Raw genomic sequence first — 12,132 nt, 5'->3', positions numbered from 1 at the left:
CGGACCGGTCGGCAGAAAGCGCACCCGCGCACGCGAGCCGCGGAAGGGCCCGCGCGGGGATCCGGAACCGGAACCCCGCGCGGCCGCCCGCACCGGACCGCGGGCGCGAACCCGTTCAGGAGTCGTTCAGGAGTCGGCACAGGACTCCGAGCGGAACCCGAATCGGCTGCCGGACCGCCCCAGGACGCCGATTTAGGGGGTGTTTGTCGGTACCAGCCGAAAACCCGGTACCCAGGTATGTCACACCACGACAGCGTCATTCCTATGATGGGCGGATGGCGGCGCGATGGTGGAGGGGTCGATGACACAGGGGGCAGGTCACGGGCCCGTGCTCAAGGCGATGGTGAGCTGGCGTCCGGCAGGTCCGGACGCGGGTCCTGAGGCCGGACCGGAAGGCGGACGGGAGACCGGTCACGCAGCCGCGCCCGGCAGCGGGTCGTACGGATTCGCCGGAGCTTCCGGCGCCTTCGGCGCTCCCGGTGCGCCAGGCACACCAGACGCTTTCGGAGTGACCGGAGCGACCGGCGTGGCCGATGGCGCTGTCGCGCCCGGTCAGGACGGCCCGGCGTTCGCGCCCGCTGTCCTCGCCGCGCCGACGGCCCCGGCCCAGCCTCCCGCCGCCGCGCCCCCTGCCGGGTACGAGGCGACCCAGCTCGACACCCGCCTGGTGCCGGAGGAGTACACCCCCACCGCCCACGACCTCCCGGTGATAGCTCCCGTCGACGCGGACCGGCCCGGCCCGCTCTACGTCGTCGGCGACGTCCACGGGTACATCGACGAGCTGCGGGCGGCACTCCACGCCCAGGGCCTCATCGACGCCGAAGGCCACTGGTCGGCGGGCACCGCCCGGCTGTGGTTCCTCGGTGACTTCACCGATCGCGGTCCTGACGGCATCGGCGTCATCGAGCTCGTCATGCAGCTCTCCGCCGAGGCGGCCGCCGCGGGCGGCTACGCCAAGGCCATCATGGGCAACCACGAGCTGCTGCTGCTCGGCGCCCACCGTTTCGGCGACACCCCCGTCAACTCCACCGGCGGCACAGCCTCGTTCCTCGCCGCCTGGCGGCTCAACGGAGGTCAGCCCTCCGACATGGACCGGCTGGAGGACCGCCACCTGACGTGGATGTCCCGGCTCGACGCCGCGCACCTGACCGACGGTCATCTGCTGGTGCACTCCGACACCACCGCGTACCTCGACTACGGCACCACCATCGACGCGATGAACGACGCCGTCACCGGCATTCTCCAGCGCGGTGACGCGGACGAGTGCTGGGACCTGTTCCGCAAGCTCACCAAGCGCTTCGCCTTCCGCGGCGACAACGGCCCGCAGGCCGCCCGTGAACTGCTCGACACCTACGGCGGCCGGCAGGTCGTCCACGGCCACAGCCCCATCCCGTACCTGCTCGGCGAGGTCGGCGGCGAATACACCGCGGACGGAGAGGAACGCACCCCGGTCGTCAATGGCCCCATGGCATATGCCGATAACTTGGCTTTGGCAATGGACGGTGGCGTCACGATGGATGGTCGCCTACTCGTCGCCGAACTCCCGCTGCTTTCCTGACCGCCAGATTTCCGGGAAGCACTCTGTCACCCTCTCACCTCCGCGCTCTACCATCGCAGTATCCGTAAGGCACGCTCTCCTCCGCTTCACCGGCCGACCGGCTTCAGACAGCGGGGAGGCCGGAGACGGAGCATCGGGGGATGCACATGAACAGCGCTCCACACCTGCTCAACGAAGACCGCCCGGACTTCGAACGAGTCCTCGACGACGCACTCCACACCACGGACACCGGGCACGACGAACACAGCGGGCACGGTGGGCATGACGGCATGCTCAACACCGAGCAGCTCCGCACCGCGGCGCTGAGCGCCGCGGAGGCCATCTCCGCCTGCGCGGCACCGGAATACCAGCAGTACCTGAAAGTCCGCGAGCAGATTCGCGAGGCCCTGGAGGAGTCCGCCATCCTCCGTCGGACGGATCCCGTGACCGCCGACGACAACCGGGCCTTCAGCTACGCCGCCATGGGCGTGGCCGACTCCGCCGGCTCCGGCGCCGGACTCTTCGCCGTGGTCGCCGTGTTGACGCCCCTCCTGGCGGGCACCGCCGCGCTGATATTCCTGCTGATCGGCTACGTCCTGCACGCGATGACGCCGGAACCCGCCATCGCGGCACCGCTGCGCACCGCCGGCTGGGTCTTCGCGGGCGTCACCACCTGCGGCATCCTGGTCGGGATGGTCGGTCTGCTGCTCACCGCCCTGCGCGACAGCGCGGGCGCCATCCATGACGACGACTCCGACTCGCTGCCGCCGGAGGTCGCCGCCGCCCGTGAGGCGTGGCGGCGTGCCCTGCGCGACCGCGGCGTCCTGCCCTTCCTCGCCGAAGCCAGAACGAACGCCGCCCTGGCGCCCCATCCGGACTTCGAGCCTCCACGCTCCAACGGCACCCAGCCCTCACGAATGCCCCGACTCGGCTATTCAAGGCCGGACTTCAGCAGTCCCGGCCCGGAGGAATCCCCAGGACCGGGCCACCGATTCTCCAGCCCCGATTTCTCCAGCCCGGACTTTTCGAGCCCCGACTTCACGGGCCCGGACGAGGGTTCGCGATAGCGCACCCTGTTGTGGATATGGGCGGAATGATGAAGTCCGCACCTATAGGCCGAATTTGTGGCCATCCGACCCTCCGTGGCGCACGACGCCGCCTACGTCGGGCACCGGACGCGGCCCGACGTACCCCGGCTCACCCCGGTGTCGACGGTGCCGGGCCGCCGGCCCGGGCGGCCTCCCCGGCTACGCGGACAGCGGAAGCGACGCCAAGTCGCGCGGCAAAGGCGCGACTTCACGCCCGACTAGTTGAAATGTAAACGCAGAGCGGTGCCCGGCGCTCATTGTCCAATCCGTGGACACTTTCGCCTTCGAGCGGGATCGCCATGGGCGCGCTCCCAGTGGAATCGTCCACCGGGCCGCAGGTCAGCGCCGTGCGGCTGCCTCGATCGCAACCATCGGGAGCCGGATGGAGCGACATTCGCACGAGGTCGCGCATATGCCAGATGCATAGTCTTCGCCCTAATGCCCGGCAGCTCGGACGCCCGGAGACCCACCGCGTGGATCAACCCCGACTCCATTGCCAGAGGGGGCAATTGGCATGGAAGCACTTGCTCCGGACGACTGGTTTCTATACGAGTTGATGATGAGTAGGGTGTGACCCGCCACGGATGGATCTACGGAAGGTGCGTGGCTCATTACAGAGGGTCCGGCTGAATTCAGCTTGACCGGAATGTGCGGGTGCGCGTGGTGTCGTCTGTGGGATCTGGAGAGGGATAGTGGCTGCTGGCACGTTCGAGGGGCAGTACGTGTGGCATCCGGCGGCCGATGATCGTCAGCTGGCGCGAGCGTGCATGGATGTGAAGGCCGGGCGGTACCTGAGCGCAAGCGAGATCCTGAAGGAGACCCGAGGGGATTTCGAAGTGCGGGCCCACCGGTCCCTCGTACTCGCCTCCGAGGCAGCAGACTCCGACCTGGCAGAACGCTGGTTGGCCGAGGAACCCAGCGCCGAGTCCGCGCTGCTGTGGGCGCGGGTGGCGATGCTCCGCGCGTTACGGATGGCCGACGCCGGCGATCTCCGCGAGGGCGCACTGCTCCGCATAGCGCAGGGCGCGTGCGAACGGGCCTCGGAACTGCTCCCCACCGACCCCACCCCCTGGGTGACCCAACTCGCGCTGACCCGGCTCCAGCGGCCCCGCGACCCCGCCCCGCGCGGGCTGCTGACCGAGCCGACCGGTCCCTGGTACCTGTTCGCCCACATCCTCCGGCTCGACCCCTGGCACCGCGAGGCGCACCACCGGTTCCTGGCCTTCTTCTTCACCCGCAACGGCGGGTCGGCGAGCGCGAGGTGGGACGTCGCCTCGTTCCTCAGCCACCGGGCACCGACCTCCTCGCCGCTGCGGCTGCTGCCGCTGGTGGCGCTGGTCGAGGACTACGACCCCTCCGCCCTGCTGGCGGACCGCACCTGGGAACAGCCGCAGTGGAAAGCGACCACGATGGGGATCTACACCCATTGGTTCCCCGAGACGGCCAAGTACCGGTTCACCCCGGTTCTCGACCTGGCCTATCTGGCGCACGCCCTGGTGATGGGAAAACTTGAATTCGAGGCCCGGGAGGTCCTCACGGCAACGGGACCGTATGCGTCCCGCATGCCCTGGAGTGCGTTCGGCGCACCCGAGGAACAACTGACCAGGGCCAGAAAGCAGTGCGGACTACCGATTCCGAGCGCCGCCTGAGCCATATTCCGCCCCACATCGCACGACGAAGTCCCCCCGCCATCTCCCCCTCAGAAAGGCTGTCGTTGTGACCGAGCACAGATCTCTTTCACACGCGAAAACTCTTCGTCCACCAGCGCCCGTCGCCACTCTCGACGACGACGCGACGCTGCATGCCATGGGTTATCCGCGGAAGCTGACCCGGCGGTTTCGCGCGTTCGACAATTTCGCGATTTCTTTCACCATCATCAACATCATCGCCGGGATCTTCTCCTCATTCGGTTTCGGTATGGCGGCCGGCGGTCCGCGCATTCTCATATTCGGCTGGATAGGCGTGTCCGTCATGGTGCTGTTCGTCGGCGCCGCGATGGGAGAGATCGCCTCCGCCTACCCGACCAGCGGGGCGCTGTACTTCTCCGCGGGCAAGCTCGCCAAGCGGCACCGCGGCGCCTGGTCCTGGTACACCGGCTGGCTGAACTTCGTCGGCCAGGTGGGCGGGACGGCTGCCACCGGCTACGCCGCCGCCACGTTCATCCAGGCCTTCATCGCGATGCAGTGGAACGATTACGAAGTGACGGCGCAGCGCACCGTGGGCATCACGGCGGTGATCCTGCTGCTGCAGGCGCTCGCCAACACCTACACCGTGCAGCTGATCGCGGTGCTGAATCGTATCTCCGTGTGGTGGCTGTTCATCGGCATGGTCGTGATCGTCGTCTGCCTGACCGTGATACCCGACCACCACCAGTCGGTCTCCTTCATCACGCATTTCGAGAACAACACCGGTTTCTCCAACGGGATTTACGGCGCCATGCTCGGCCTGCTCGTCACGAGCTGGACCTTCACCGGCTTCGACGGCAGTTTCCACATGTCGGAAGAGACCGTGCAGGCAACGGTGAACGCCCCCAAGGGCATCATGCGGTCGATCGCCTACTCGGCGGGCATCGGCCTCATTCTCATGCTCGCCCTGGTGTACGCGATTCGCGACTACGCCGCCGAAGCGAGCTCCGCCGCGCCGCCGGTGCAGATTCTCATCGACGCACTCGGCATGGGCACCGCAAAACTGCTGCTGCTGATCGTGATCGGCGCCATGCTGTTCTGCGGCCTGGCCAACATGACGAGCAATACCCGGCAGATCTTCGCGTTCTCCCGTGACGGTGCCATGCCCGGTTCGCGTTGGTGGCATTCGGTTTCCCCGCGCACCCGTACGCCCGTCAAGGCGGTATGGCTCGCGGCGGCCTGCTCCATCGTGCTGGTGCTCCCCGGCTGGTGGTCGCACACCGCGTTCACCGCCATCGTGAGCGTCAATGTCGTGGGGCTGTTCCTCGCCTACGCCGTGCCCATCTTCCTGCGGCTGCGCCTGGGCGACGAGTTCGTACCCGGCCCCTGGCACCTCGGGCGCTACAGCAAGGTCGTCGGGATCGTGGCCGTGACCTGGATCGCCCTCAGCAGCGTGCTGTTCATGCTGCCCCAGAGCTCCCCGATCAACGCGACCACGTTCAACTACGCCCCGATCGCGCTCGGTGTGGTGCTGCTCATCGCCACCGTCTGGTGGTTCGCCACCGCGCGGAAGCGCTTCCAGGGACCGGTCAGCTACGGCCGCCCCGACGAAGTGGCCGCCATGGACCTGATCTGACCCGGCGGTAACCAATCACCCGAAGCACCCGAACGCCCTGGTGCTCGTGCCGTACAGAGGTCCCGGTGGGATGGATTCCCACCGGGACCTCACGCGTCCACGAGGTCAGCGACCCACCGCGGTCAGTCCGCCAGCGGCAGGTAGACCCGGTTCCCACTGGCCGCGAACTCCTCGGACTTCTGCCGCATCCCGGCCACGTGTTGCCGGGGTTGTTTCGCGGCGGACCAGTGCTACACCGAGGCCCCTACGTACATGCTCTGCGACGTTGCCGTCTGGAAGACGTCGCTTCCGGCGAAGACCGCCCGGTAGAAGCCGCCCGTGCTCCGCTCGATATCTGCGGCGAACGCGTAGCCCCTGCCTTCCCAGAGCGCCTCGTCCGTGGCGACAGTCGTCCATTCGGTGCCGTCGGGCGAATACTGGATGTCGACGAGGACCGTGCTCGGGCTCGACCCGTCGGGGAAGTCGACGAGTCCCTCGGTGTGGACCTGACCGGTGCCTGAGCGCCCTGCGGTGAAGGCCGTGAACTTCGAGGCCTTGTGTACACGCACGATGGTGCTCGTGCCCGTCGATGCCTGGAGGAACGGGTCGCCGTTGGTGTTCAGCGCCAGCTGGAAGTACCCAGCCTGCCACGGCGCGTAGTCCACGGTGAAGGTGCCGTCCTCGGCTGTGGTGAACCCACCCACCTCCTCCGTCTGGTAGTCATCGGCACCGAAGAGGACACCGCCGGACTTCCCTGCGAGCGGGACCCATCCGTCGGCAGTCTTCTGCTCGACAGCGACGTTCAGTTTGACGGACTGGCCGTAGTCGATGTCGGTCTTGTCGACCGTCGCGGTGAAACGCGTGGGAACCTGTTCGACGCCGATCTGCACCGGCTCCGACTTCCCGTACAACACGGTTGGGGTACCGCCATCCATGCGGAAGACGGCCTGGATCTGCGCGGCATTGTCCAGTCGCACCGAGGTGCGGAAGCGGCCGTGCGCATCGGTGGACACGGTGACCTGAGGCCAATAGTCGACTTCGATATCAACCTTGCGTGCCGACAGGGGCTTCACCTCACGCGTGGGCCACCGTCCATACAGCGTCCCCTTCACCTCTACATCACGATGCTCACGGTCGATCGAACTGCGGTCGACGCTCAACGCCCCGAACTGCGGGACAACGAAGTAGGAGAGGTCTCCGGCCGACTGCCGACGCACATGATCGCCGTCAGCGTCCGTCGCATCCACGTCGACGCGATAGCTACCGATCGTTGCCAGTTTCAGCGGCTTCTTGGTGCGCCAGACGCCGTCCTGGGGTGTGCCGGAGACGAGCCGGAGGTCCTTGAACCGTACTTCGGCCACCTCTGACTGGGTGGCGTACAAGGTCAGGTGCGCCGTGATCTTCTGGATGTCAGCTCCGGATCGAGCGCTGATCTCCAAGGTGCCGCAGTCGTCCGGCACGCTTCCCGCGTAGCGGACCTCGAGCTGATCAGAAGCGTGCGAGGCCGTGGCCCCACCGAGGCTGAGCGCGGCTGCCGCTGTCGCAACCGTCACCCATCTGCAAATTTTCCTCAGCAACATCCTTGATCCCCACCCTGTTGAACGAACGTTGTGCCGCCCTCGTGAGGCGACTCGGAACGGATCTTTATACAGGCCGTCACGTCCGGGCGCACTGGCGTTCCGACACGTGCCAGGAGCCGCGAACCGCCGAACGCCGAACGTTGGACGGCCGGTGGGAACGCGGCCCCCGCGGCACTCGGAAGAAGCAGGACCAGCGCAACGCGGAGTGCGCTCACCGCCCGCCACCGCGAGTACCACGGTGGGACTTTGTCAGTCAGCGAGCGGCAGCGATCGAGCGCCCCGGCTCAGGTCGGGCTGAGAGCGCAGGGCAGCCAGCCTTTGGTGGTCATTGGGCCCGGACAGGCTCTCGCCCAAGGCCAGGAGCGACAGAAGCTGCACGGGACGTCCCGCCGATGCTGCCGCCTCCAGCTTGTGATGGCCGTCGAGCAGGAAGTGCGTCAACCCCCAGTGCTCGTATTCGTCGGTCGACTCGGCAGCCGAAACCGCGGGCCGACACAGATCCAGGGTCGACACCGCGACGGCCGTCGGCACAGACCCCTGGCCCATCAGCTCGACGTACTCCGCCACCCGTTCTCGTTCGTTCCAGGACGGAGGAACCATCGGCACGACGAACTCAAAGAGGTGCGCGCTGTCGTCGACCACGGTCTCGAAGGTGCGGTAGTACGGCGTACGCGGGTGCTCCGGAAGGCCCCAGAACTGATCGAATCCCCAGGTGGCCACCTGCTCCTCGCTGAAGTAGTCACCTTCCTTCCCCGGCATGGCCAACCGTGGCTCCACCCGGAGCAGCAGGGGAAGGTAATCGCCCTCCGGCAGCAAGGAGCCGAACGCGTCCAGGATGCCGTCGTCCAACTCGGAGAGCGGGCCGGCCAGGCGCTCCCGCATGCTCCCCAACGACAACGTCGTGTTGGCACCCTCAAGCCGCTGGAACACGAACTGGCACGTCCCACACCACAAGGAGAGCTCGAACGCGGGCTTCCCGTCGAGCACAAGCAGTCTGCGCCGTGGCGCTGACCCCGGTTCGTGGAGCTCTGCCTCAAACCGCAGCCTCGCCTCGGCTCCGGGAACTCCGAGCCTGCGCGGCTCACCGACCATGTTCATCACGCCCACGACCGTACGAGTCCCGCCATCACCCACCAAAACGGTTTTCCAGGGACAGCAGGCGGGGACCGGGCAGCTCCTTGCGATGCAGGAGCTGCCCGGGCGCTCCCTCAGTCCGCCAGTGGCAGGTAGACGCGGTTACCCGCGGCTGCGAACTCCTTGGACTTCTCCAGCATCCCTGCCTCGATCTCCTCCTCTGAAGCAGAAGAGGCCAGGTCAGGGGCGAACTGCTCTGTGATGCTTCTACTGATCTTCATGGAACAGAACTTGGGGCCGCACATGGAGCAGAAGTGCGCGGTCTTGGCGCCGTCGGCCGGCAGCGTCTCGTCGTGGAAGTCCCGGGCGGTGTCCGGGTCCATCGCCAGGTTGAACTGGTCCTCCCAGCGGAACTCGAAGCGGGCGTCGGACAGCGCGTCGTCCCAGTCCTGCGCCCCCGGGTGGCCCTTGGCCAGGTCCGCCGCGTGCGCCGCGATCTTGTACGTGATGACGCCGGTCTTGACGTCGTCGCGGTTGGGCAGGCCCAGGTGCTCCTTGGGCGTGACGTAGCAGAGCATCGCGGTGCCCCACCAGGCGATCATCGCGGCGCCGATGCCCGACGTGATGTGGTCGTAGGCGGGGGCGACGTCGGTGGTGAGCGGGCCGAGCGTGTAGAACGGCGCCTCCTCGCAGATCTCCTGCTGAAGGTCGATGTTCTCCTTGATCTTGTGCATCGGGACGTGCCCGGGGCCCTCGATCATGGTCTGCACGTTGTGCCGCTTGGCGATGGTGTTCAGCTCGCCCAGCGTCCGCAACTCCGCGAACTGCGCCTCGTCGTTGGCGTCGGCGATCGAGCCGGGGCGCAGGCCGTCGCCGAGCGAGTACGTGACGTCGTAGGAGGCGAGGATGTCGCAGAGCTCCTCGAAGTTCTCGTAGAGGAACGACTCCTTGTGGTGCGCGAGGCACCACGCGGCCATGATCGAGCCGCCGCGCGAGACGATGCCGGTCTTGCGGCGGGCGGTCAGCGGGACGTACCGCAGCAGCACGCCGGCGTGGACCGTCATGTAGTCGACGCCCTGCTCGGCCTGCTCGATGACGGTGTCCCTGTAGACGTCCCAGGTCAGCTCCTCGGCCTTGCCGTCGACCTTCTCCAGCGCCTGGTAGAGGGGGACGGTGCCGATCGGTACGGGGGAGTTGCGCAGCACCCATTCGCGGGTGGTGTGGATGTTGCGGCCGGTGGACAGGTCCATGACCGTGTCGGCGCCCCATTTGGTGGCCCACGTCATCTTGTCCACCTCCTCCTCGATCGAGGAGGTGACCGCGGAGTTGCCGATGTTGGCGTTGACCTTCACCAGGAACCGCTTGCCGATGATCATCGGTTCGATCTCGGGGTGGTTCACGTTCATCGGCATGACGGCCCGGCCTGCCGCGATCTCCTCGCGCACCACCTCGGGGGAGACGTTCTCGCGGATCGCGATGTACTCCATCTCCGGGGTGATGTCGCCGCGGCGGGCGTACGCGAGCTGCGTCACCGCCTGCCCGTCCCGCCCCCTGCGGGGCACCCGGGGGCGGCCGGGGAAGACCGCGTCGAGGTTGCGCAGACCGCCGCGGGGGGAGGTGTGCTTGATCCCGTCGTCCTCGGGGCGGTGCGGGCGGCCCGCGTACTCCTCGGTGTCGCCGCGACCGATGATCCAGTTCTCGCGCAGCGGCGCCAGGCCGCGGCGGACGTCGGTGGTGACGCTGGGATCGGTGTAGGGCCCCGACGTGTCGTACAGCGTCACGTCGCGGCCGGTGGTGAGGTGCACCTGGCGCACGGGGACCTGGATGTCCGGCCTGCTGCCGGTCAGGTAGCCCTTGTGCCAGCCGGGCTCGCGCTTCCCCGGAGCGGCGGGCTTCGCCGCTTGTGCGGACGGCTCCACCGAAACGGGCCTTTCCGTCGAAACGGACTGAACGGAGACAGGCATGCGTGCATCCTGCGTGGTCATGAGACCCAACTCCCTACGCCGGCATTACCCGGTAACAGGTTCAGCGGTCGGCGCAGATCTTCAGCGCCCTCTCAGCCCGGTGCTCCGAGCTCCCGCGATTGCAAAGGTGCCCCCACGGTAGCGGTTGCGCAGGAACGCACACCAGGGGGTCTTGCGATGATCGATCCGTGGACACCCCCCAGACACCGCCGCACGCCTCTCCGCGCCCCCTTCCGCACCCCCCTCCGCCCAGCCAGGGCCACTCCCACGGGCACTCCCACGGGCACTCCCACGGCCCGGTGCCGCCGGTCTCGAAGCACCTCCGCAAGGTCGTCACGATGGTCCTGGTCCCGTTCGCCGCGGCGGTGCTCGCCGGGCTGATCGTGCTGTGGCCGGGCGGGGCTCCGCAGCACGCGCACACCGGCGTCGGGTTCGACCAGCAGACGCAGCAGGCGCGGGTCACCCGGATCGACGACATCGCCTGCGCCGAGGCGAACGCACCGCCGGCGGCGGCGCCTTCGGCCCCCGGCGCCGCCGCTCCGCCGGAAAGCTGCGACAAGGCGACCATCGAGGTCACGACGGGCAAGGACAAGGGCCGGACGTTCACCGAGATCGTGCACCCCGACCAGACCCGCCGCTACACGGTGGGCCAGGGCGTGGTGGTGGCGTACGCCCCCGACGCCCCGAAGGACCTGCAGTACGCGGTGACCGACGTCGACCGCGGGTTCCCGCTGGCCCTGCTGGCCGGGATCTTCGCGCTCGCGGTGATCGCCGTCGGCAGGCTGCGCGGTCTGATGGCGCTGGTCGCACTGGTCATCAGCTTCGCGATCCTGACGCTGTTCATCCTCCCGGCGATCCTGCACGGCCACAATCCGCTGCTGGTGGCGGTGATCGGCGGCAGCGCCATCATGCTGATCGCGCTCTACATGTGCCACGGGCTCAACGCCCGTACGTCGGTGGCCGTGGTCGGCACCCTGTGCTCGCTGTTCCTGATCGGGATCCTCGGCTCGGTCTTCATCTCCTGGGCGCACCTGACGGGCAACACCTCGGACGAGACCGGGCTGGTCCACGCCCTCTACCCGGGCATCGAGATCAAGGGGCTGCTGCTGGCCGGCGTCATCATCGGCTCGCTCGGCGTCCTGGACGACGTGACGGTCACCCAGACCGCGGCGGTGTGGGAGCTCAAGGACGCCGACCCCGGAGCGAGTTGGCGCAAGCTCTACGGGGCCGGCATGCGGATCGGCCGCGACCACATCGCGTCCGTGGTCAACACCCTGGTGATGGCGTACGCCGGTGCGGCGCTGCCGCTCCTGCTGCTGTTCTCGGTGGCGCGCAGCGGGGTGCTGCGGGTCGCCGGGAGCGAGCTGGTGGCGGAGGAGATCGTACGGACGCTGGTCGGCAGCATCGGCCTGGTCGCGTCGGTTCCCCTGACGACCCTCCTGGCGGCGCTCGTTGTCAGTGCCGACCGGCACAGTGACCGGCACGACGACCGGCACGACACGAGGGCAGGCACGAGGGCGGGCAAGCCGAAGGCGGGGGAGGTTCCCCCCGCGAGGACCGGCGGCGGACGCCGGCGCCGAGCGAAGTAGCGGCGCCGGGTGAGGCAGCGGCGGGGGGGGGGGGGGCGCCCCCCCGCCCCCCCCCCCCCC

At 68.2% G+C, this 12,132-nt stretch carries 8 protein-coding genes, 1 pseudogene and 1 riboswitch; of the genes and pseudogenes, 5 read left to right on the top strand and 4 right to left on the bottom strand.

Features of this window, described 5'->3' with window-relative positions; all coding sequences use genetic code 11:
• Window positions 1-286 precede the first annotated feature (286 nt).
• The 4 genes from O3X23_RS24120 (at window position 287) to O3X23_RS24105 (ending at window position 5,886) form a co-directional block, all read left to right on the top strand.
• Window positions 287-1,558, top strand: a complete 1,272-nt coding sequence (locus O3X23_RS24120) for a metallophosphoesterase (protein ID WP_269273583.1) — start codon at window positions 287-289, stop codon at window positions 1,556-1,558.
• 146 nt (window positions 1,559-1,704) lie between these two features.
• Window positions 1,705-2,604, top strand: a complete 900-nt coding sequence (locus O3X23_RS24115; RefSeq protein WP_331283942.1) for a hypothetical protein — start codon at window positions 1,705-1,707, stop codon at window positions 2,602-2,604.
• 713 nt (window positions 2,605-3,317) lie between these two features.
• Window positions 3,318-4,274 carry a hypothetical protein gene (locus O3X23_RS24110; protein WP_269273581.1) on the top strand — a complete coding sequence of 319 codons (957 nt, stop codon included), beginning with the start codon at window positions 3,318-3,320 and terminating at the stop codon, window positions 4,272-4,274.
• Between the two features lie 157 nt (window positions 4,275-4,431).
• Window positions 4,432-5,886: an amino acid permease gene (locus tag O3X23_RS24105; protein WP_269273580.1), complete on the top strand. Its 1,455-nt coding sequence runs from the start codon at window positions 4,432-4,434 to the stop codon at window positions 5,884-5,886.
• 122 nt (window positions 5,887-6,008) lie between these two features.
• On the opposite strand, the pseudogene O3X23_RS44245 reads toward O3X23_RS24105, so the two are convergent.
• From O3X23_RS44245 to thiC, 4 genes and pseudogenes are all read right to left on the bottom strand, one after another.
• Window positions 6,009-6,083: pseudogene (locus O3X23_RS44245) on the bottom strand (thiamine biosynthesis protein ThiC); the annotation flags it as partial.
• A 33-nt stretch (window positions 6,084-6,116) separates the two neighbouring features.
• A complete protein-coding gene (locus tag O3X23_RS24100; RefSeq protein ID WP_269273579.1) occupies window positions 6,117-7,418 on the bottom strand; it encodes a hypothetical protein in 1,302 nt (433 codons plus the stop codon).
• 276 nt (window positions 7,419-7,694) lie between these two features.
• Entirely contained in the window at window positions 7,695-8,543 is an 849-nt protein-coding gene (locus O3X23_RS24095; RefSeq protein WP_269273637.1) for a hypothetical protein, read from the bottom strand.
• Window positions 8,544-8,653: 110 nt separating this feature from the next.
• A complete protein-coding gene (gene thiC, locus O3X23_RS24090; protein ID WP_269273578.1) occupies window positions 8,654-10,504 on the bottom strand; it encodes a phosphomethylpyrimidine synthase ThiC in 1,851 nt (616 codons plus the stop codon).
• Window positions 10,498-10,610, bottom strand: a riboswitch (TPP riboswitch). (Overlaps the previous gene by 7 nt.)
• A gap of 61 nt (window positions 10,611-10,671) precedes the next feature.
• Between thiC and O3X23_RS24085 the strand changes: the two genes are divergently transcribed.
• Window positions 10,672-12,072, top strand: a complete 1,401-nt coding sequence (locus tag O3X23_RS24085) for a YibE/F family protein (RefSeq protein ID WP_269273577.1) — start codon at window positions 10,672-10,674, stop codon at window positions 12,070-12,072.
• Window positions 12,073-12,132 lie beyond the last annotated feature (60 nt).

This window comes from Streptomyces sp. H39-S7 (assembly GCF_027158205.1).
Taxonomy (GTDB): Bacteria; Actinomycetota; Actinomycetes; order Streptomycetales; family Streptomycetaceae; genus Actinacidiphila.
The sequence above is the reverse complement of the archived record's forward strand: the minus strand, read 5'-3'. Positions and strand labels throughout refer to the sequence as shown.